The 20598-nt window shown below is 47.0% G+C and carries 20 protein-coding genes; 3 read left to right on the top strand and 17 right to left on the bottom strand.

Annotation, left to right across the window (positions count from 1 at the left end):
• Window positions 1–187 precede the first annotated feature (187 nt).
• The 15 genes from PMG71_RS17935 to PMG71_RS18005 all read right to left on the bottom strand — a co-directional run bounded on the left by PMG71_RS17935 (window position 188) and on the right by PMG71_RS18005 (window position 15271).
• On the bottom strand, window positions 188–1186 hold the full coding sequence (locus PMG71_RS17935) for a transaldolase (RefSeq protein WP_347179325.1): 999 nt from the start codon (window positions 1184–1186) through the stop codon (window positions 188–190).
• A gap of 164 nt (window positions 1187–1350) precedes the next feature.
• Complete coding sequence (locus PMG71_RS17940) at window positions 1351–1722, bottom strand: cyclic nucleotide-binding domain-containing protein (RefSeq protein ID WP_283755087.1); 372 nt, start codon at window positions 1720–1722, stop codon at window positions 1351–1353.
• 91 nt (window positions 1723–1813) lie between these two features.
• On the bottom strand, window positions 1814–3448 hold the full coding sequence (locus PMG71_RS17945) for an alpha-D-glucose phosphate-specific phosphoglucomutase (protein ID WP_283755088.1): 1635 nt from the start codon (window positions 3446–3448) through the stop codon (window positions 1814–1816).
• Window positions 3449–3862: 414 nt separating this feature from the next.
• Window positions 3863–3979: a photosystem II reaction center protein J gene (locus PMG71_RS17950; RefSeq protein ID WP_271942770.1), complete on the bottom strand. Its 117-nt coding sequence runs from the start codon at window positions 3977–3979 to the stop codon at window positions 3863–3865.
• Between the two features lie 90 nt (window positions 3980–4069).
• Window positions 4070–4192: a photosystem II reaction center protein PsbL gene (gene psbL / locus PMG71_RS17955; protein ID WP_271942773.1), complete on the bottom strand. Its 123-nt coding sequence runs from the start codon at window positions 4190–4192 to the stop codon at window positions 4070–4072.
• A gap of 9 nt (window positions 4193–4201) precedes the next feature.
• Window positions 4202–4336 (bottom strand): cytochrome b559 subunit beta, encoded by a 135-nt coding sequence (psbF, locus tag PMG71_RS17960; RefSeq protein WP_283755089.1) that lies wholly within the window; start codon window positions 4334–4336, stop codon window positions 4202–4204.
• Window positions 4337–4359: 23 nt separating this feature from the next.
• Window positions 4360–4611, bottom strand: a complete 252-nt coding sequence (gene psbE, locus PMG71_RS17965; protein WP_283755090.1) for a cytochrome b559 subunit alpha — start codon at window positions 4609–4611, stop codon at window positions 4360–4362.
• A 60-nt stretch (window positions 4612–4671) separates the two neighbouring features.
• The gene (locus PMG71_RS17970) at window positions 4672–5688 is read right to left on the bottom strand and encodes a photosynthesis system II assembly factor Ycf48 (RefSeq protein WP_283755091.1); all 1017 of its coding nucleotides are present in this window, start codon (window positions 5686–5688) and stop codon (window positions 4672–4674) included.
• 29 nt (window positions 5689–5717) lie between these two features.
• Complete coding sequence (locus PMG71_RS17975) at window positions 5718–6080, bottom strand: rubredoxin (RefSeq protein WP_283755092.1); 363 nt, start codon at window positions 6078–6080, stop codon at window positions 5718–5720.
• Window positions 6081–6211: 131 nt separating this feature from the next.
• Entirely contained in the window at window positions 6212–9388 is a 3177-nt protein-coding gene (gene infB, locus PMG71_RS17980; protein WP_283755093.1) for a translation initiation factor IF-2, read from the bottom strand.
• Between the two features lie 230 nt (window positions 9389–9618).
• On the bottom strand, window positions 9619–9906 hold the full coding sequence (locus tag PMG71_RS17985; protein ID WP_283755094.1) for a YlxR family protein: 288 nt from the start codon (window positions 9904–9906) through the stop codon (window positions 9619–9621).
• Window positions 9907–9943: 37 nt separating this feature from the next.
• On the bottom strand, window positions 9944–11287 hold the full coding sequence (nusA, locus tag PMG71_RS17990; RefSeq protein ID WP_283755095.1) for a transcription termination factor NusA: 1344 nt from the start codon (window positions 11285–11287) through the stop codon (window positions 9944–9946).
• Between the two features lie 63 nt (window positions 11288–11350).
• Window positions 11351–11803, bottom strand: coding sequence for a ribosome maturation factor RimP (gene rimP / locus PMG71_RS17995; RefSeq protein WP_283755096.1), 453 nt, complete (start codon window positions 11801–11803; stop codon window positions 11351–11353).
• 323 nt (window positions 11804–12126) lie between these two features.
• Window positions 12127–13611 (bottom strand): hypothetical protein, encoded by a 1485-nt coding sequence (locus PMG71_RS18000; protein WP_283755097.1) that lies wholly within the window; start codon window positions 13609–13611, stop codon window positions 12127–12129.
• Window positions 13612–13642: 31 nt separating this feature from the next.
• Window positions 13643–15271 carry a transglutaminase-like domain-containing protein gene (locus PMG71_RS18005; RefSeq protein WP_283755098.1) on the bottom strand — a complete coding sequence of 543 codons (1629 nt, stop codon included), beginning with the start codon at window positions 15269–15271 and terminating at the stop codon, window positions 13643–13645.
• A 92-nt stretch (window positions 15272–15363) separates the two neighbouring features.
• Here PMG71_RS18005 and PMG71_RS18010 point away from each other — a divergent pair, with 92 nt between their 5' ends.
• Together PMG71_RS18010 and cimA are read left to right on the top strand one after the other, a co-directional pair.
• Window positions 15364–16269, top strand: coding sequence for a lipid kinase (locus tag PMG71_RS18010; protein ID WP_283755099.1), 906 nt, complete (start codon window positions 15364–15366; stop codon window positions 16267–16269).
• Window positions 16270–16435: 166 nt separating this feature from the next.
• Window positions 16436–18088, top strand: a complete 1653-nt coding sequence (gene cimA, locus PMG71_RS18015) for a citramalate synthase (RefSeq protein WP_283755100.1) — start codon at window positions 16436–16438, stop codon at window positions 18086–18088.
• A 45-nt stretch (window positions 18089–18133) separates the two neighbouring features.
• On the opposite strand, the gene PMG71_RS18020 is transcribed toward cimA, so the two are convergent.
• Both PMG71_RS18020 and PMG71_RS18025 read right to left on the bottom strand, forming a co-directional pair.
• On the bottom strand, window positions 18134–19351 hold the full coding sequence (locus tag PMG71_RS18020) for an MFS transporter (RefSeq protein ID WP_430541021.1): 1218 nt from the start codon (window positions 19349–19351) through the stop codon (window positions 18134–18136).
• Window positions 19345–19692, bottom strand: a complete 348-nt coding sequence (locus PMG71_RS18025) for a DUF6464 family protein (RefSeq protein WP_283755102.1) — start codon at window positions 19690–19692, stop codon at window positions 19345–19347. Before PMG71_RS18025 ends, PMG71_RS18020 begins: the two co-directional genes overlap by 7 nt.
• A gap of 105 nt (window positions 19693–19797) precedes the next feature.
• Between PMG71_RS18025 and PMG71_RS18030 the strand changes: the two genes are divergently transcribed.
• Window positions 19798–20364, top strand: a complete 567-nt coding sequence (locus PMG71_RS18030) for an NUDIX hydrolase (protein ID WP_283755103.1) — start codon at window positions 19798–19800, stop codon at window positions 20362–20364.
• The last annotated feature ends 234 nt before the right edge of the window (window positions 20365–20598 follow it).

The following is a 20598-nucleotide window of genomic DNA, read 5'->3' on the forward strand; positions in this document are numbered from 1 at the left end:
GTTCGCTTATTCATGTCCGCGAAGCGGAAATACCCTAATTAAAAATCCAGGGAGCAAGATTCTCCCACTCCAGTCATATCAAAGAATTCGAGGAGTGCGGGCATCTTGCCCGCTTCTTAACAAATTTTCATGTCCGCTTGCAGAAACCGGACATGATATTATCCTAGATTCTCAACCTCCCCGAAAATTAAACAGAAACCGTTGTTTCTAACTGATTTAACCGCTCTGCTAAGAGGCTTTCTAACTGTTCTAAGGCTTTAGAAAATCCTTTAATCCCTTCATCGAGTTTTTCGGAAGCCATCCGATCTTCGGCGTGCATTTTCTCGAAGGTTGCCTTATCCATGGGGATTTTTTCGATCGCCATTTCCTGAGCTGCTTCTGGACATAATTTTCTCGGTAAGTCCCCCGTGGTGCTATCGAGTTCTCCTAGGAGCTTGGGGGAAATGGTGAGTAAATCGCATCCGGCTAACTCAGTGATTTCGCCAAGGTTGCGGAAACTGGCTCCCATGACTTCCGTAGGATAGCCAAATTTCTTGTAGTAGTTGTAAATGGTTGTTACGGACAATACACCAGGATCTTCAGACGAGGCATAGCTTTCACGTCCCGTTTCTTTTTTGTACCAGTCTAAAATACGACCAACAAAGGGAGAGATTAGGGTAACTCCAGCTTCCGCGCAGGCGATCGCCTGGTGCAAGCCAAACAAGAGGGTTAAATTACAATGAATACCTTCTTTTTCCAAAATTTCAGCCGCTTGGATGCCTTCCCAAGTCGAGGCAATTTTGATTAAGATGCGATCGCGTGATACTCCAGCTTCCTCATATTGAGCGATAATTGCTCTTGCTTTGGCGATCGTCGCTTCCATATCATAGGATAACCTCGCATCCACCTCCGTAGACACCCGTCCAGAGATAATATCCAAGATTTTTAACCCAAATGCCACCGCTAGGCGCTCAAAAGCTAATTGAACCACTTCCTGAGTGTCGGCTGCCTCTCCTAACTCTTTTCTGGCTTTTTTCAGGGTACTATCGACAATCTCTTCATATTCCGGCATTTGCGCGGCTGCCGTAATCAAAGAGGGATTGGTTGTCGCATCGCGGGGGGTGAATTTCTCCATGGATTGCATATCCCCCGTATCCGCAACTACAACCGTCATTTGGCGCAGTTGTTCGAGTAGCGTCTGACTCATAGTATCTCCTAAAATTTCTGTCAATCGGGCAAGGGGTCGATCGCTTAAACTTACCCAATTCAATCTTAAGAAAATTTCCACAGTCCTGAACTTAAATAACCCTTAAAAATTTAGGGGGGAGGGCAAAAAATTTAAGGATTATTTTAGGATTAAAGCAAAACTGGTTATATTTCATGACGCTTGAGCCTTCGCAGGCGATCGGAATAACTCCGTAAAACCTCTAGGGCAAATTCTGGCGTTTCTTGCACCGCAAATAAAAAGCGCCGTCTATCAATAAAGGCTAAGGTACAATCGGTTTTTGCCACTGCGGTAGAAGCGCGAGTTCCTTCATGATGCACTAAAGCACCTTCTCCAAACACATCGCCTTGTTCAATGGTTTCTACAACTGTACCATTAACTTTTAATTCTACCGTTCCTTCAATGATGCCATACATATGTTCCCCTTTATGGCCATCTTCAAAGATAATATCCCCTGCCTTAAAATGGCGGGGTTCCGGTTGTTTTTGGAATAATTTAATCGTTTCTATTGCGACCATAAACACTCAATCCATCTCCTATTGTGTTCAATCCATTTCTTGAAAAGTTGGTAGGGTGGGCACTGCCCACCCTACTACTTAAAACGGGACTTTAAGTAATAACGGTTGGTTGATCTCGTCCAGTTAAAGAACGAATTTGGGCAATTTCATCCGCCAGTTGAATTAAAGAAGCTAAGGCCTCTTGAGGGTCTCGATCGTGCGCTCTAGAGTCGGGTTCATACCGCTCCAAATAAACGCGCAAGGTTGCTCCTTGGGTTCCCGTTCCCGATAAACGGAAGACAATCCGAGAACCATCAGTAAAACCGATGCGAATCCCTTGTTTTGTGGCCACACTGCCATCAATGGGGTCAGTATAGCTGAAGTCATCGGCATATTTAACTTCATAGTTTCCATACTGTTTACCCTGGAGAGTGGGCACTAAAGAGCGCAGGTTTTCCATTAAGGTATTGGCGGGTTCAGAGTCCACCCCTTCATAGTCATGGCGGGAATAGTAATTCCGACCATAGGCTTGCCAATGTTGGCGGACAATTTCCTCAACAGATTGCTTTTTAACAGCGAGGATATTTAACCAAAATAAAACGGCCCAAAGACCGTCTTTTTCCCGCACATGATTGGAACCGGTTCCAAAGCTTTCTTCACCGCAAAGGGTGGCTTTTCCAGCATCGAGAAGATTACCAAAGAATTTCCAGCCGGTGGGAGTTTCGTAACAGTCAATGCCCAATTTTTCTGCAACTCGGTCAGGTGCTTCACTTGTAGGCATGGAGCGGGCAATTCCGGCTAGGCCATCTTTGTATCCGGGGACGAGGGTGGCATTGGCTGCGAGGACGGCTAAACTATCGCTAGGGGTAACAAAAAAGTGGTTTCCTAGGATCATATTGCGATCGCCGTCTCCATCGGACGCTGCACCAAAATCAGGCGCATGGTCTCCATAGAGAACCTCGACCAAATCATGGGCGTAGACTAGGTTAGGATCGGGATGACCCCCGCCAAAGTCTTCCAAAGGAACCCCATTTTGGACGGTTCCCGGAGTCGCTCCAAGACGGTTTTCAAACAGTTCTTTGGCATAGGGCCCAGTGACCGCGTGCATGGAGTCCATACACAGGCGAAACTGGCCAGAGGCGAGATAGTCGCGAATAACGTTAAAGTCAAACAGAGACTCCATCAACTCGGCATAGTCGGTAACGGAGTTAATCACCTCTACGCTCATATCTCCCAGTTTGAAGCTGCCTAACTGGTCAAGATTGAGGTCGGCTGCTTCTAAGATTTTATACTGATCGATGGTTTTGGAGCGATCGTAGATGGCGCTGGTCACCTTTTCCGGAGCCGGGCCGCCATTACTGACGTTATACTTCACCCCAAAATCCCCTTCGGGGCCCCCTGGGTTATGGCTGGCAGAAAGAACAATACCCCCAAAGGCATTATTTTTACGGATCACGCAAGAAGCAGCCGGAGTAGACAAAATCCCCCCTTGACCCACTAAAGTGCGACCCACTCCATTAGCAGCCGCAATTTTCAAAATCGTCTGGATAGCTGTACGGTTATAATAGCGACCATCTCCACCTAAGACTAAGGTTTTACCTTGAAAGTCCTCTAAACTATCAAAAATCGATTGGATGAAATTTTCCAAATAATGGGGTTGTTGAAACACCGGAACCTGTTTGCGTAAACCGGAGGTTCCCGGTTTTTGGTCGGTAAACGGTTGAGTTGAAATCGTTTTTATGCTCATAAATAGCTGATGCTCGGATCTTCAGCATCTTCATTTTCGAGCATTTTGTGCCCCTTGCGGCCTTGGGGCGAGAAAAATGTGGTTATGTTGTCTGCATTGACATCTTGCTATAGAGGGCGCTCTTCACTCAAGGCCAAGTATTCTCACCGGTAGGCTTCTTTTGCAGCATCTAACATATGGCGTAGCCGAGTTTTATCATCATGGTTTGACATATTTACCACCGCTTCAGCTAAGACTTCTTCCCGAAAATAACGACTTAAATCCCCTGCGGTGCGTAAGTCAGCTTTTCGTCCAATTAAGTTAGATAACTCAATTGACTCCTGACTTTATTGTGTCATAGAGTAGAGTCCAAAAATTAACCCACACCTAAATTAGAGTGTGGGTTAATTACAGATCTACAACGATAGAAATGGGTTACATAGAAGACCCAAGACCAGCATAGGCTCCATAGAAGAATAAGCCAACAACCACTAATACGCCAGTTCCGGCGACCGTGGCTACAATCCAAAGAGGAATTCTAAAATCCGACATTTGATGTTTCTTCCTAATTTACACAACACAACAATCAATCAGTTCCCCAGCCTAGATGAAATAGGTGGGGAATTTTTCAGAGCAACCCAATTAGTTAAAGAAGTAACTGGAAAATAAGATCCCCAATACAAAAATCAGCAACAAGCCCAGATATAGGGATGTCCGATTTAGTTCAACAGGTTGCTTATTGGGATTTTGATTACGGGTGGGCATGTCTTTTTCCTATCTCTGAATGAATTGCATTGCTGCGATCGCGCCTAAAAAGAAGACAGAAGGCACAGCCAAAGTATGGACTGCCAGCCATCTGACGGTAAAAATGGGATAAGAAACAGGTTGATTTTGGTTACTGCTTGTCATAATTTCCGATCACTGAGTTCAAACTACTTGCCGATAAATTCTTCGATTTGTTTATTCCCTTCATAACGATCGGTTACGATAGGAATCTCCTGACGTTGGGGAGTAAAATACTCATCCGGACGGGGAGTACCGAAGGCATCATAGGCCAAACCGGTGCTGACAAACAGCCAACCGGCAATAAACAACATCGGAATGGTGATGCTATGGATTAACCAATAGCGGACACTGGTAATAATATCCCCAAAGGGACGTTCTCCGGTGGAACCACCTGCCATGAATTTTCCTCCTCTTTAGAACACGACAATTGGGATCATTAGTCTATATCATACGAAAGATTAGGCCGATTGCGTGGAGTTGTCATATTTTAAAATCGTGCCTCCATTACCAATCACAAATCCGATTTCGGAACTTTCAAAATCAATCTGGTAGAAGTTAGAGGGCACATTTTCCACGCTGCGGTCTTTTTGCCAAGTTTGTCCACCATCAAAGCTGACAATCAGATTCCCGCTACCGCCAGATACCCAGATTTCTTCTGGGGTACGATAGGCGAGATCGAGGAATCCGATGCTAGAGGCAAACTCTGGATTTTGGGTATCTTGCCAATCTTCAGAGGCTTCTGGAGTCTCCACTTTACTAAACTGGAGAGCGCCGCCTCTAGCTAGGAGCCACAACCGATCGTCGGCAGTGAAGCCCATTTTTTGCAAGCGTTTGGAGTTATTGCGGTTATGCTGAACCCAGGCAGAATCTCCGGGTTCCCAGGTGGAATAGAAGTTACCGTTGGCGGAAACGGTGACATACTTGCCATTAGGCGATCGCGAAATATTGCGATACACCCCTACCGCAGACTCCACTAAGCCTTTCCAGGTTTTACCCCCATCTTCAGTGCGATAGATCGCGCCTAAATCTGTGGTCATCTCGGCTGAACTTGGCCCTAAAGCCAAAACAGTTTTCGTTGTTCCTGGCAACTTAGCGCTGAGGGGAATATTAGACCAAGAGGCCCCCCCATCCGTAGAATGAAGGAGAATCGAAGGCATCCCCACAATCCATCCTTCATCCCCACTAAAACTAACCGAGGTCAACCGAGTCTTTGGCTCAATATCCAGATATTTCGGTTGCCAGGTTTGGCCGCTATCCTTGGTTTCTAATAAGGTTGCATTACTGCCGACTAGCCACCCATGGTTGGGATCGCCTGTAAAGCCAATATCCTGAACCGTTTCCTCAGTGGGTAACTGAATCACTTGCCAGGGACTCGACTCTACAGAAGGTAAATAGGCATTTTTACAACTAGCGCATAGCAGAACAACCGCGATTAATGTTACAACTCGTTGCAGAATTTTCACAATAGATGGCATTACTCCAGATTTGACCGCTAGTTTGGGTTTTACTGTAAACCGTAAAGACTCAGAAAAAATAACAATCCCAGTGCTAATCCCCCAAAAATCAGGAGATTTTTTTGGCCAGGGGTTAATGTATTGACCCCAAACCCATAGCCCACATTTTCGGTAAAGCCTGACGCTCCACCGGCTGCACCGATATTTTGAAATTTACCCCGTTGTGCGCTACAAACGGGACAGCGCCAGCCTTGAGGTAATTCCTCAAATGCAGTCCCTGGGGGTATTTGACGTTTTCCATCCCCTTTGGTTGGCTCATAGACATAGCCACAAGCACGACACTCATAGCGATCGAGTGCCTTTTCTGGAGTTGGCTTCGATGTTTCTGGGGTCTCAGACGATCCGGTACTCATTGCCCTACAAGAACCTTGGGAGTTTTTATAGAAATCTTAAAATTTCTGTAAACTATTATGACATAATCTGCGCCCCTGTTTTGTCAGGAATGGGGGAATAGGGAGTTTAGCCTTGCCTATTCCCCATTACCCTAACTCGATAATGTGCGTCGTTTAGTCACCATGCGATAGGTGTGAATCACATCACCCATTTCCCAACTGGTAAATTTATCTACACCAATTCCACATTCAAAACCGGCATTGACTTCTTTAACATCATCCCGTTCCCGACGCAGGGAATCTAGGAAGCCTTCATAAATGAGGGTTTGGTTCCGCATGATCCGCAAATTACAGTTACGGATGGCTTTACCGGACTGGACATAACATCCGGCTACCGCACCTTTACCGACGGCAAAGACTGCCCGGACTTCGACTTTGCCAAGTTCTTCTTCCACCAGTTCAGGATCGAGTAGCCCTTCCATGGCCCCTTGGATATCATCTAAGAGGTTATAGATAATGTCATATTCGCGCACATCTACCCCGGTTTGATCGGCGGCGGAACGAGCGCCACTGGCGAAGGTGGTATTGAAGGCAATGATGACTGCATTGGAGGCTGCGGCTAGATCGACATCGGTTTCGGTGACTTCACCGGCTGCGGCTAGGAGGATACGCAGTTGTACTTCGTTTTGAGGCAGTTGTTGCAGGGAGCCGAGAATGGCTTCTACAGATCCTTGTACATCGGCTTTTAAGACGAGGTTGAGTTCTTTGAGTTCTCCTTCTTTGACTTGGGCACTCAGGGAAGTAAGGGTAACCCGACGGGAGGCGAGGGCTTGTTGCAGGCGGGCTTCCCGTTGAACTGTTGCGCGAGCATTGGCGATCGCCCGCGCTTCTTTTTCATCAGCCAGACATTCAAACTCATCTCCGGCTGAGGGCAGTTCATTGAGACCTAAGACCTCAACGGCAAAGGAAGGTAGGGCTTCATCTACCCGTTCTCCTCGGTCATCGACCATGGCCCGGACTTTCCCCATGGTGGCTCCAGCGACTACAGCATCGCCGACTCGCAGGGTTCCATTTTGTACCAGTAAGGTGGCGACGGGGCCTCTGGATTTGTCCAGATGGGCTTCAATGATCGTTCCTTTGGCGAGGCGATCGGGATTAGCCGAAAGTTCTTCTACTTCAGACACCAAGATCAGCATTTCTAGCAAACCATCTAAGTTTTCTCCTTTGATGGCGCTTACCGGAACCATAATGGTCTCGCCGCCCCACTCTTCGGGAACTAAGCCATGTTCCATTAGCTCTTGTTTAACGCGATCGGGAGAAGCTCCTTCCTTATCAATCTTGTTAATGGCCACAACAATAGGAACCTCAGCCGCTTTAGCATGGCTAATGGCTTCAATGGTTTGAGGACGCACCCCATCATCGGCTGCCACCACCAGAATCGCGATATCTGTTACCCGTGCCCCTCTGGCCCGCATAGCCGTAAATGCTTCGTGACCCGGAGTATCTAGGAATACAATTTGCTGAGTTTTTTCATCATGCTCTACGTCTACATGGTAAGCCCCAATATGCTGAGTAATACCACCGGCTTCTGAATCGACAACTTTAGTTTTGCGAATGGCATCGAGAAGAGTGGTTTTTCCATGATCCACATGGCCCATAATCGTCACCACCGGAGGACGACGATGGAGGTATTCCAAGTCTCCAGCTTCAAGCATCTGGGTTTTCTTCGCTTCGGACTCGGCAGTAGCCGTTTCCACTTCTGTGCCCAAATCTTCGGCTACCCAAATGGCTGTTTCCAGGTCTAGGGTTTGGGTGACCGTGGCCGCAATACCTTTATTGAATAAGCGTTTCACCACTTCAGTTTCCGGAACCATCAGTAAGGTGGCTAAATCACGAACCATTAATTCACCCTTAAGGGTAATTTTTTCGGGTTTCTCCGGTTTGTCCGCCCCTTTATTAGCCATGCGCCGGCCTCGGCTATCTCGATTGGGCGATCGCTTCTTAGCTGAGGGGGTTGTGCTGGTGGGTTTAGCGGGAGTAGTCGATAGTCCTTTGGGTTTAGCAGGACGAGCCAGAGATAGACTCACTTCTGTGCTGCTATCACCGTCATCGAGATCGTCATCAAGATCGTCATCTAAATCCTCATCAATAATGTGAGGACGGCGTTTTTTGGTTACCCCTTTACCCGCTTTAGGGCTGCCCTTTTGGATCTCATCATCATCCTCCTCCTCTGACCGTTTTTTCACCTTTTTGGTGGGTCGAGGCATGGGCCGTCTTAACTCTAATTCCAGTTCTTCTGATGATTCTGAGCTATCTCCAGGATTGATCGCCAGATCTTCATCTTCCATCTCTTCATTGTTGGCTTTTGTCGAAGAGGCTCCCGGTCTCACTGGACGGGGACGTAGAGAATCAGATAGCTTTTCTCGATCGCCGGTTTCCGATTTAGAACTCTTTTTCGGTCTCGAACCCACGGCAGTTGAATCCCCACTACCCGAAGAGCGCTGTACCTTCTTCGCACCACTGGGTTTTTCCGATTTCCCACTCTCTTTATCTTTGAGGATAATCGGTTTGGCCGCTTGAGGTTTCTTCGTCTCTGAGGTCTCCGGTTTCTGCCCATTGCCCGATCTCTTCAACCGAGGCGGTTTGGGAGATTTGGGTTTACCGGGCTTAGGTTGCCCAGGGGATGGGCTGACCGTTTCCTGGTTGATTTCTGGGGCGGGATTCTCCTCAAGTTTTGAGGGCTTGGAAGGGCGTACTGGAGGGCCTATCAGTTGGGTCATTTGATCTGCATCAGACATGGATGGAGTTGGGGTCACGTCCTTAGAGGGTGAATGGGGGGATGGCTGGGCGCTCTTTGGAGCTGCCGGTTTTTCAGAGGGACGGGGGACAACCGCCTCAACCTCAGCTTTCTCTTCAGAAGCAACGGGAGGAGTTGATTCAGAAACGGGAGGCACAGAGGAAGGTCGCGATGGAGGAGCTTGCAGGGAAACCGAATCTTCTAAGGAATCACCCGCAACTTCTAGGATTGATCCGCTTTCTCGGTCTGCTTCTGAGGGATGTCTACGAATTTCTAGAATTTGCTGTTTTTTCTTAATCGGTTTTTCAATACCCTGGGATTTTGAGCGATGAGGAGTCGGTTTTCCGGCTGGTGTTTCGCTGGGGGGATGTTTTTCAGCCCAAGCGCGAATCCGCTCTGCTTCCGATTCGGATATGGTACTACTATGGCTTTTGTACGTGATATTCAATTGGTCGCAAAGATTTAAAACGTAATGATTGTCCAAATTCAATTCCTTGGATAGTTCGTATATTCTGACTTTGCCGTTGTTCATCCACACTTGCCTCTTCTGTGATATCTACTGGATTTTACATAGTGGCCTGCCTTTCGACGACAACTACAGGGACTAGAGCGCGATCGCCACTGGGGTCAAAAACGCTTCTTTATTTAATCTTGCACAAATTGTTAAACAACTGGAGAGATTGTTAGGATTTTTAGAGATTCTTGACCCGATGAGTTAAACCCCCCAATCGATCGCCACCTAGGTGGGGTAAAAACTGGGATTTACGACTCCCTTTCGGGGAGAGATTTCGGGTCAGCCTCAACCGCCTTTAACCGAGACCACAAAGCCTCATAAACGAAGGGTGTAACAGGAGCTACGAGCGATCGCCCCAAGCGATTCTTTTTTTGAGCCGCTTTCAAACAGTCCGCTTTTGGGCATAAATAAGCCGATCGCCCCATTCCCCAGTCTAACTGGATGTGATGGTCTGGATAAACCCGGACAATACGCCAAAAGGCTTCCTTATCATCGACTTTTCGGCAACTGACACAACGTCGTTGATTGGGCTTCATTCCCTCTCCCTCAATGCAGTTTAGTTTCCTCCAGAGTTTATGCTTTCTCCTCCTCTTCCTCAGTCCTATCCTCCTCTTCTAATTCTACTAATTCTCGGACTTCTGAGGAATCTTCCTCTGGATCTAAAGTCGATGCTACCGAGTCCGTACCCAACTCTTCTTCCTCTAAGGATTCTTCTCCCCCATCATCCGATTGGCCTTCCGCTTCATGGCGAGCCTCAATAACAGCCGCCATCTTCTCCTGTTCAGCCGTAGCATCATAAAGGGCCCCATCTTTAATATCAATTTTCCAGCCCGTTAATCGAGCCGCCAAACGGACATTTTGGCCCTCCTTTCCAATGGCTAAACTTAATTGATCTTCAGCCACCAAAACATGGGCTTGTCGGACTTCTGGATCGATTAAATACACCGAATCCACTCGTGCTGGACTCAGGGCATTAGCAATATAGGTGGCTGGATCGGGAGACCAACGGATCACATCGATTTTTTCCCCGCGCAACTCATTGACCACCACCTGGATACGCGATCCCCGCGCCCCAATACAAGCGCCCACCGGGTCTACATCCCGCTCTAGGGTATCCACCGCAATTTTGGTGCGCGGCCCCACATAGCGGGAGGGGGGATTGGCTTCCCTGGCCACGGCCACAATCCGCACCACTTCATCCTCAATTTCCGGTACTTCATTTTCAAACAAATAGACCACCAACCCCGCATCCGCACGGGAGACCATCAATTGGGGCCCTCGATGGGAACCCGATCCCACTTTTTTCAGATAAACCTTAAATGTGGCATTCGCACGGTAATTATCATTGGGCAACTGTTCCCTCTTCGGTAACTCTGCCTCCACTTCTGGCTGTCCATAGCCACTGCTGACGGCCAAAATCACCGATTGGCGCTCAAAACGCAGCACCCGCGCCTGTAGCACCTCTCCTTCGAGGTCTTGAAACTCTTCTTGGATCAGTTTGCGCTGTTGATCCCGGAGTTTTTGCGCTAACACCTGTTTGGTTTGAATGGCAGCCATCCGTCCAAAGTCCCCCTGATCTGGGGTCACATCCAACACCACTGTATCCCCGATTTGGGCTTCATCGGCGACTTCTTGTACTTCTTTGAGAGAGATCTGATGATCGGAATTGCTTACTTCCTCCATAATCACCTTGGTGGAGAGAATGCGAAATCCTTCTTCATCAAGATCGAGTTCTACTTCAAAATTATCAAAATAGTCTTCCTCAAAGCTTTTCAGGTGGGCGGCTCTGCGGTAGCGTTCATAACCCTTCATCAGGGCTTCTCTCAGGGCAGCTTGAACTGCCGTTTTGGGTAAATTTCGTTCTTTGCTGATACTCTCAATTAAAGTTTTGAGTCCAGGCAAGTTGACCATTGACATCGTTAATTATTTTCCTTTCTTCTAGGTAAATTAGGGATTGCCCTGTAGGGATAAAGTTTGGAGTTAGCAAAACTCTACCCAAAGAATTACATCACGAGGGATAGCAATATTGCGGCCTTTTTGGTTGAGATACACTGTGGTTTCATCGCGACCATTAAGCGTACCTTGCCATTGGGATTTTTCCTTATAGGGGGGATCGGTCATGACGATCGCGGGAAATCCCTTAAAGGCGATAAAGTCGCGGTCAGTGGTTAGCCGTTTGGAAATGCCAGGGCTGGAAATTTCCAACACATAGGATTGGGTAATCAGTTGACTTTCCTCTAGAGCTATATCTAGGAGATGGCTCATTTGTTCGCACTCATCTAACCCGGTATCTTGACTAGGGTTCCGAATATCAACCCGCAATACCGGTGGATTTTGGTTGGTTTGGAAGGTCGCACCAACGACTTCCAAACCCAGTTTTTGGGCAACTGGGGTAGCCAACTCCAGGATTTGTGGAATTAAAGGATGAACCATAACACACCATGTACTGCCATAAAAAAAGCGGGTTAGTTCCCACTCAAGCGTCTGAGATTGGGTTAGGGAGAGATCGTTGTGGCGATCGCCCCTAGCCTATAGACTGGAGATCGCTTCACACCAAGGTGAGCGGTCTGTTTTCTCTCCCTGAGACTATGGCTCAGGGTTTCAGGAGAAAAGATAGACTTTCTGCCATGCCAAGCTGAACCTTCAATACATTGACAGAACCGACTCCACTTTGGATTAGGAAGTTCACTAGACTCTCCAAGTTAAGCCCGGTTACGACCAATTATAATCTATTTCCTCTCTTCCACGCTAGAGGGTTAGCGTTTCTTGCTTCTTTCCAGACGTTGGGTTTCTTCTAAAATTTTCTCAATGTCTTCTTCACCCAGACGTTGTACATAGTTGACCTTAAACTCTTCTAAAAAGTCACTTACTAGAGATTCGAGTTCTTGAGTCGTATGTTTTTGTTGCAGTTCGGCATTTAATGATTTACCGAATTGCTCCGCTAGGGAACTCATTAATTCTGCTCCGACGGTATCATGTTTAATGGCTTCATATAGGTTTTGAGAACCCTCAGCAATCAACCGGGAGAGTTGTTCAGAAATCTGTTGACTGAACTGACGCGGCAATTGGGCGAGGGCGGGAATGTTTTTGACGTTTTGATAGAAAGGGGTAGCTTCCGCTACTTGATCGATATTATGGTTGATAATTTCCTGAAGTTGGGGTTGCAGAGTTGGCAAAACTTGGCAAATAATAACTTCGGTTAAACGATGGGTAATGGCTTCAATTTCATTAACATTATTGAGGTCGATATATTCACGGGTTGTTCCTTCAAAAAATTGTCGAGCGAGGGAACCACTCCGGACTTCATTTTGCAGTTGATTAATCACTCGAATAATAATGACTTCAGTCAGTTCACCGGCAATAGTGGCCACAAATCCTCGACTGAGTTGGACCCGAACGGGTTCTAGGTTAATCAGTTTGGCATGATGTAGACGGATCGTGACCGGAATGACTCGCAACCATCGAAATAGGGGTAAAAATAGGAGAACATCATACCATCTCCAAAGCATGGCATCGGTAAGCGTGATGGTATCATGTTTGCGACTGATGTAGAGACTGCGAACTAAGAATTCTACCAGGAATATAATGGCAAAAGGAAAATCTAAGGCGGCAAATAAATCTTTATATCCTCCCGTTTCATCAATGGAGCGATAGTAGTTACTGGCCATTAATGGCGCAATTTTAGTATCAAATAGTTGCACTTGATCTTCTGAACTATTTAATAAATTTTGAGATGTCCAAAACTGATTAAAGGCATCCTTAGCCGAGTCTACTTCCATCCGGTCTCGCGCTCGATTTTTGATCTTTTCTAGGGTTCCACTTTTCCCGGCTCCCTGGAAGGGATTTTCATCGATCATTTGTTCGCTCAATTGTCGCAGTTGAGCTAAAATAATTTGGGATTGGGGAGAGTCATACCCGGTTTTTTGAGCTTGTTTTTGCAGTTGATCAACGACTTCTAAATAATGATCGGTATCGCGGTTGGGTTCAATGCCTTTGATGGGATCGTACCAAACGGTCACCGGAGAAGAATAAATGGAGTCGGATAGAATGGGGACTTTAACAATAAATCCGACGAAGGGAACTTGAATGGTTCCTTGTAGCCAAAAGTTCCGCAGTTGAATGTAACTGAGATCAAAGGCAACTAGGGCTAAATTAACGGTGGCGATCGCTGCCATAATACGTTCATACCACAGGGCGATCGCTCCCCGTTTCTTTTTCGATAATCGTTCCAAACTGCTCATACTGCAATTGTCCTACGACCCATTACTGCACTCAACATGAGGGAGGCACTTCTTCCAGAATGGTAAACCGGACATGATTTAAGGCTAAATCTCCCACGGAGAGTTTTTCTCGGTCTACGGGTTGCCCCTCTAGGCGAATGCGCTCGAAGGGAATCCCTTTGCCGATTTCAATATGATACCAGGCTAACCCCATAAAAAACCGAGATAAATGATTGCCATCTTCCATATCATCGGGATTAGATTCCATGGGAACCCAACCGATACTAGGAATATAAAATTCGAGCCAAACATGATTATAATCTGGCTCTAGGGGAACCCCTTTATATTCAGGACTAGCAGGGCATTTATAGCGCCCAATGGTGCGGCAAGCGATGCCATTTAAACGAGCAAGAGCGAGTAAAACGCCTACATATTCGCCACAAGATCCAGCCCCTCTAGAGAGGACAACATCGGGGGTTTCGATTTTGGTGGTGAGTCGATAGGAGAGCTTGTCATAAGCATAATTACGCAAAGAAATCATGCGCCGTAAAAAGTTAGTTTCGTCTCCCACAGCAGCTTGAGCGGCTTCTTTGACGATCGCCGTATCCATGGCTAGATTATCATCATCGATTAAATAGCGCTGCTGTAATTCTGGCTCTAGAGTGGGGATTTTTTCGACATCCAGAGGCACAAGACTATATTTAATGCTATAAACCTCGATTAAAGCTTTCCAGCCAAAAATCCGCTTTTCATAGGGTTTTAGATGGTCAAAATTGAAGACGGCTACTTTTTGCCCATCTTGAATTTCTTCCGTAAACTCTACACCGATCGCCTCAATCGAGCGCACTTTTTGTCGCGCTGTTTCTGAAGGCAGAGCAATGCGCCATTGCAAGTTTTTCAGTTCAATGGCATCGAGGGGAGAGAGTTCTTCCACATAGGACATCTCGATCAGATAGCCATTGGAGAGACCATAATAGCCGTCGGCATGATAGGCATAGTACAGGGGATGAATAAACGTGCGATCGCGCCAAGCCAATTGAAGGGGGGGATCGGAATTGGGATCGTCGCGGATAAAGGGTTTTTCACTCGCATAGGAAACATAGAGCAATTCTTCGGCAGTCTTTGGATCGGTATAGAAGGTTAATCCGGTGGGACTATCAAAGGGAGTGAGGAAACTAAACTTAATTTCACCGGTTGCCCGATCCATACAATAAACGGTCTGTTCTTCCTTGTCTGCTACCCATAACTCCTCATTGCGGATGGTGAGACTTTCGACTCCTACTCCTGGGGGACGTAACTGAGTAATCATCCGTCCCTTATCATTAAAGACTTGGATATAACAACCTTCTTTACAGGACACATAAACGGTAGTCCCCCAAACGGCAATTCCCTCAGCTCGGAAGGGCAAGGTAGCAAAGATACGGGGACGAAAATCCGCTAGGGAACAGGTATAGACACTATGATCGCGGGTAAACCAGAGGGTGTTGTCGGCGATGGCTAAACTGTTAGCATATTTGAGGTCGGGCAGTTCATTGGGATTCAGAATGGTTGTATTGTCATTTTGGCCATCAATGTGGAGCAGATAACCGCGTATGGAGTCTAGGGAAACTAATTTAGACTCATAAGAGGCTAATCCTCGGAGATCGTAAACTCCTATGGGTCGAATGGTGCGGTGAATCATGGTGATTGTGCTGCGCTTGGGTAATCGGTAAGTAGGTCAGTTAATCGGTTCAGAGTACCATATTAGAGATATTATGCTGGTAATGGAAATTTATGACTAGGCGAGCGCTGTTTTTAGTCAATACTCACTCACGACGGGGAAAGGATTCTCGCGACGAGGCGATCGCCTATTTAGAGCATCAGGGATTAGAATTGTTAGAGATTACTCCTTCGAGTTATCAAGAATTACCAGAGGTGATTCGAGAGTATGGCCCCCAAATGGATTTAGTCATTATTGGAGGAGGCGATGGGACTCTGAATGGGGCAGTGGATGCTCTGGTGGAGATCCAACGACCTTTGGGTATTTTACCGATGGGAACGGCCAACGATCTGGCGCGAACGTTACAGATCCCATTGGCACTTCCGGCGGCTTGTCGGGCGATCGCCACGGGAAAATTGCATCAAATTGATTTAGGCTGGGTGAATGGTAAGTATTTCTTTAATGTAGCTAGTTTGGGCTTAAGTGTGAAGATTACCAGTGGCTTGAGCAAACAATCTAAGGGTCGTTGGGGGATTTTCGCCTATGCGTTCTCTGCGCTTAAAGTTTTGACCCAATCTCGTTTATTTGATGCGGAAATTCGAGCGGGTGAAGATTCCCATCGGGTGAAAACGATTCAAATTGCTATTGGTAATGGGCGCTATTATGGGGGAGGAATGGCGATCGCCCATGATGCGGCGATCGACGATCAACGCCTCGACCTCTACAGCCTTGGCTTAGAACATTGGTGGCAAATTCTCGCTATCTTTCCCGCCCTTCGTCACGGTCGCTATCATACACTGCCGGGGGTATTATCCCTCAATGGTACAGAAATGAAAGTTTACACCCGCCATCCCCTACCCATCAACACCGACGGCGAAATCACCACCACCACTCCTGCTCACTTCCGCGTCATTCCTAAAGCCTTATCCATTTTTATTCCCAACTCGAAACCGCAACCGGTTCATCAAAGCTGGGTTTAAATTCAGTCCGGGGATAATTCAAAGATTTGCGCCAATTTCACAGGTGATTTCCTGACCAGCCGCTTTAATCTTCACCATAATTTACATTTTCTCCCTAAACTCTGTCTCGACAATTTTCTACAATGAAGGACGAAATCCATCACCTGATGTAAGCGGGTTCAAAAGCATGACCACCCTATCCACCCCTCAACCCATCTGGATCTACGACACCACACTTCGAGATGGCGCTCAACGAGAAGGACTTTCCCTCTCCTTAGACGATAAACTACGCATCGCCCGCCGTCTAGACAAACTCGGCGTTCCCTTTATTGAAGGGGGTTGGCCAGGGGCAAACCCGAAAGATGTGCAATTTTTCTGGCATCTCAAAGAACAACCCCTCACCCAAGCAGCTTTAGTGGCCTTTTGTTCTACCCGTCGCCCGAACACTAAAGCAGCCGAAGATCCGATGCTGCAAGCCATTCTCAGTGCAGGCACGGAATGGATTACCTTTTTTGGCAAATCCTGGGATCTGCATGTGACCGAAGGATTACATACGACTTTAGAAGAGAACTTGGCCATGATTGCAGATACGGCTCAGTATTTCCTCACTCAAGGTCGCCGCATTATGTACGATGCCGAACATTGGTTTGATGGCTACAAGAAAAATCCTGATTATGCCCTCTCTACCCTAGATGCTGCCGTACAAGCTGGGGCAGAATGGGTGATTTTATGCGATACCAATGGGGGAAGTCTACCCCATGAAATTAGCGCCATTGTGCGAGAGGTGCAAGCCCATTTTCAGCAGCAAAACTATACCGTAAAACTGGGGATTCATCCCCATAATGACTCGGATACTGCCGTTGCTAATGCGATCGCAGCCGTGCAAGAAGGAGCGCAAATGGTGCAAGGAACCATCAATGGCTATGGCGAACGCTGCGGCAATGCTAACCTCTGTTCCGTAATTCCCAATTTACAACTCAAACTCGGTTATTCCTGTTTAGCCGAAGAACAACTCGCCAAACTCACCGAAACCAGCCGATTTGTGAGTGAAGTGGTTAATTTAGCCCCTAATCATCATGCACCCTTTGTCGGTCGTTCTGCCTTTGCCCATAAAGGGGGAATTCATGTCTCTGCTGTTGCCCGAAATCCGCTCACTTATGAACATTTACAACCCGAAAAAATCGGCAATCAACGGCGAATTGTGGTCTCGGATCAAGCAGGATTAAGCAACATTTTAGCTAAAGCCAGATCCTTTGGCATTGAGTTGGATAAACAAAACCCGGCTTGTCGTCAAATTTTAGAACGGCTCAAAGATCTGGAAAACCAAGGGTATCAATTTGAAGGTGCAGAAGCCAGCTTTGAACTGTTAATGCGATCGGCTTTAGGACAAGCTAAATATTGGTTTGAAATCAAAGGCTTTAATGTCCATTGTGATATGGGATCGCCCACCCTTGATCCCACTATGACCAGTAATGCTTTAGCCACCATAAAAGTGAGGGTCAACGATCGCAATTTACTCGAAGTTGCCGAAGGCAATGGCCCGGTTGCTGCCCTAGATGCAGCCTTGAGAAAAGCGTTAGTGAAATTTTACCCAGAAATTGGCAGTTTCTATTTAACCGACTATAAAGTACGCATTCTCGATGGTACAGCCGGAACTTCTGCAAAAACTAGGGTATTGATTGAATCGAGTGATGGTTTAAATCGATGGACAACGGTGGGGGTATCTACTAACATTTTGGATGCTTCTTATCAAGCTGTGGTGGAAGGTTTGGAATATGGTTTACTTTTGGTTTATCAACATCAGGAAAAGGATAATCCCCAATCTATTTCAATCCCTTAATACAGCCCTTTGTAGTGTATGGGTGAATAGGAGCTGTTGATTCCGCTACCGATGCTCAACCGATCGCAAAATCCAGATTCCGAGAAAGGTGCTGAAGGCGATCGCCAACCAAAATCCATCTATGATGATTCTGGACTGGTCTAATACCCATCCTCCTAAAGGTGGCCCGATGAGATAACCCATGGCCCAACATTGGGCATTAATGGCTAAATAGGTTCCTCGTAAGTCTTCTGGAGCTAAATCGACCACCAGTCCAGAAGCGGAAGGGGTATAGAGGGCTGTGGCAATGGACACCCCTGCTAAGGCACTCACAGCCCAAAATAATGCCCCTTGAGAGACTCCACCGGTTATCCAGATGAGGAGAAAACTGGCGCTCCAAACGGATAGAGATATCATTAATCCTTGGGCACGACTCCAACGATTGAGTTGGCGAGCAATGGGTAACTGACAGAGGGCTAAAAAGGCAATTTGCCCGGTAAATAGGCCGCTAATGATGGCGGGAGAAAAGCCACCAGAGGCTAAGAAATTGCTGAAATAGAGGGGTAGGGTGCTTTGCAGTTGGGAAACGTAGATTGTAAAGAGAATATTAACGATTACGAACTTTTGTAATGGGCGATCGCCCAATGCCACCGCCCAATTAGAACCCTTTTGCGGTCGTCGCTTGCGGTTTTGGGGCTGGGTTTCCTCAATGGCGGCATAAATCAGAGCAAAGAATGCCAGAAAAGATAACCCATCCATCACAAATAGCCAGCGAAAATTTAAGCCCATTTGCAGTAATAAACCGCCCAAAAGTACCCCCAATCCCAAGCCTAAACTATCGGCTAGTCGAGTTAGGGCAAAGGCTTCATTGCGCTGTTCTAAAGTCGTGACATCGGCTACCACAGTTTCCGTTGCTGGCCAGTATAATCCACTGCCCAAACCCATCAACAGATTGCCCAACACCAGGGTAGGAAAATCCACAATCAGAGCTAAAATCACATCTGCAAAGGCCGAAATGAGAGCTGAGAGTAACAGGGTGCGGCGGCGACCCCATTGCGGGGAATCCGTAAAATTGCCCCCTAGAAACCTTCCCAAAATGCCAGAAAAGGCACTACTCCCCAAGCCCAAACCGACCTGAGTGGCAGAAAGTCCCACTTGATTGACAAAGAAAATGGGGGCATAAAACAGGGTAAACCCGATGCCAATTTGGGAAAGTAGACGACCTGCGGCTAAAATCCACACGGGTTGGGGAAGTGCAGGTAAAAACTGACTCCACTTCAAGATTTAGACCCTCGAAAGTCCTGATTTTCTTGGGTGGGTTCATAATGGGAACAGTCTTGACAAGGGCCATGGGGGTTAATGGCACATCGGAGATAGGGCGATCGCGCGTTATATTGGCAAGTAATATCGCCAATAATCGTATCTATCCCAGTTCCCGGAGCCAAGGAAGACTGCTCATCATACAATAAACGCTCCCTTGGAGAGGGTAAGGGTTGGTCGCGATAGGCTTGTATAATGCGTTCATGTCGCTGTTGACACTGGAGTTCGACCTTACGCATCATCCATAAGGACAAGGTGGGTGGAATCATGCCCACAAAGAAGACTAAAATCAGATCTAGGTTCACGGTCAGAGAGCTACTCGGTGGTGTGAACAATAATAACGTACAGCCTAGATCAAAGTGGCGATCGCTGGAAACATCCTATCCCCCTATCTCCCTATTCCCCATCCCATGTCCTCCCCACAACCCTGGAAAATCCTACACTCCCATCTTGCCTTCGACCATCCTTGGTGTCAGGTGCGCCAAGATACGGTGCAATTGCCCAACCAAACCATTATTGATGATTATTTTGTCAGCATCCGTCCAGAAGTCGCCATGATTGTCCCTGTTACCCCAGACGGCAATATATTATTTGTCCGTCAATATCGCCATGGGGTAGAAAAAGTATTACTGGAATTACCGGCCGGTCATTTTCATACTCCAGAAGAATCAGCAGCAGTTGCTGCTAGGCGAGAGTTGGAAGAAGAAACTGGATATCAGAGTCAAGATTGGACATTTTTAGGGGTTCTCTATGATAATCCCCCGAAAGATACGAATGGAATTCATGCATTTTTAGCCCAAAATATCGATCGGGTTTGCGAGCAAAACCTGGATATTACCGAAGAAATTGAATTGGTTTTTATTCCGATTACTGAAGTCATGAATTATGTAGTTAGTGGCGATATCCGTGTTTCGGGAACCATTGCTGCTTTGGTTTTAGCACTTGATATCAAGTCTGGTTTCCGCAAGCGGACATGAAAATGAGTTATAGCGCTTCGCGCTATAGCATTCTCTTTTCTGGATTTGATACTACACTAGCGGGCAAGATGCCCGCACTCCCTCAATCTGAGTGATACAGCGCTTTGCGCTGTATCGGTGGACAGTAGGAAAAGATCCCCCCTTGCCCCCCTTAAAAAGGGGGGAATAGGAAAGTCCCCCTTTTTAAGGGGGATTTAGGGGGATCAAGATGTCCCACATAACAGCGAAAACTGC

Source organism: Roseofilum acuticapitatum BLCC-M154 (assembly GCF_030068475.1).
Taxonomy (GTDB): Bacteria; Cyanobacteriota; Cyanobacteriia; order Cyanobacteriales; family Desertifilaceae; genus Roseofilum; species Roseofilum acuticapitatum.

Excerpts from the sequence above, each read along its gene's own strand:
- cimA (WP_283755100.1), top strand. The coding sequence starts at position 16,436 with ATGACCACCCTATCCACCCCTCAACCCATCTGGATCTACGACACCACA.
- PMG71_RS18010 (WP_283755099.1), top strand. The coding sequence starts at position 15,364 with ATGACTAGGCGAGCGCTGTTTTTAGTCAATACTCACTCACGACGGGGA.
- psbF (WP_283755089.1), bottom strand. The coding sequence starts at position 4,336 with ATGACAAGCAGTAACCAAAATCAACCTGTTTCTTATCCCATTTTTACC.
- infB (WP_283755093.1), bottom strand. The coding sequence starts at position 9,388 with ATGAACAACGGCAAAGTCAGAATATACGAACTATCCAAGGAATTGAAT.
- rimP (WP_283755096.1), bottom strand. The coding sequence starts at position 11,803 with ATGGTTCATCCTTTAATTCCACAAATCCTGGAGTTGGCTACCCCAGTT.
- nusA (WP_283755095.1), bottom strand. The coding sequence starts at position 11,287 with ATGTCAATGGTCAACTTGCCTGGACTCAAAACTTTAATTGAGAGTATC.
- PMG71_RS17970 (WP_283755091.1), bottom strand. The coding sequence starts at position 5,688 with ATGCCATCTATTGTGAAAATTCTGCAACGAGTTGTAACATTAATCGCG.
- PMG71_RS17935 (WP_347179325.1), bottom strand. The coding sequence starts at position 1,186 with ATGAGTCAGACGCTACTCGAACAACTGCGCCAAATGACGGTTGTAGTT.
- PMG71_RS17940 (WP_283755087.1), bottom strand. The coding sequence starts at position 1,722 with ATGGTCGCAATAGAAACGATTAAATTATTCCAAAAACAACCGGAACCC.
- PMG71_RS18030 (WP_283755103.1), top strand. The coding sequence starts at position 19,798 with ATGTCCTCCCCACAACCCTGGAAAATCCTACACTCCCATCTTGCCTTC.
- PMG71_RS18005 (WP_283755098.1), bottom strand. The coding sequence starts at position 15,271 with ATGATTCACCGCACCATTCGACCCATAGGAGTTTACGATCTCCGAGGA.
- PMG71_RS17945 (WP_283755088.1), bottom strand. The coding sequence starts at position 3,448 with ATGAGCATAAAAACGATTTCAACTCAACCGTTTACCGACCAAAAACCG.
- psbE (WP_283755090.1), bottom strand. The coding sequence starts at position 4,611 with ATGGCAGGTGGTTCCACCGGAGAACGTCCCTTTGGGGATATTATTACC.
- PMG71_RS17975 (WP_283755092.1), bottom strand. The coding sequence starts at position 6,080 with ATGAGTACCGGATCGTCTGAGACCCCAGAAACATCGAAGCCAACTCCA.
- PMG71_RS17950 (WP_271942770.1), bottom strand. The coding sequence starts at position 3,979 with ATGTCGGATTTTAGAATTCCTCTTTGGATTGTAGCCACGGTCGCCGGA.
- PMG71_RS17985 (WP_283755094.1), bottom strand. The coding sequence starts at position 9,906 with ATGAAGCCCAATCAACGACGTTGTGTCAGTTGCCGAAAAGTCGATGAT.
- PMG71_RS18000 (WP_283755097.1), bottom strand. The coding sequence starts at position 13,611 with ATGAGCAGTTTGGAACGATTATCGAAAAAGAAACGGGGAGCGATCGCC.
- psbL (WP_271942773.1), bottom strand. The coding sequence starts at position 4,192 with ATGCCCACCCGTAATCAAAATCCCAATAAGCAACCTGTTGAACTAAAT.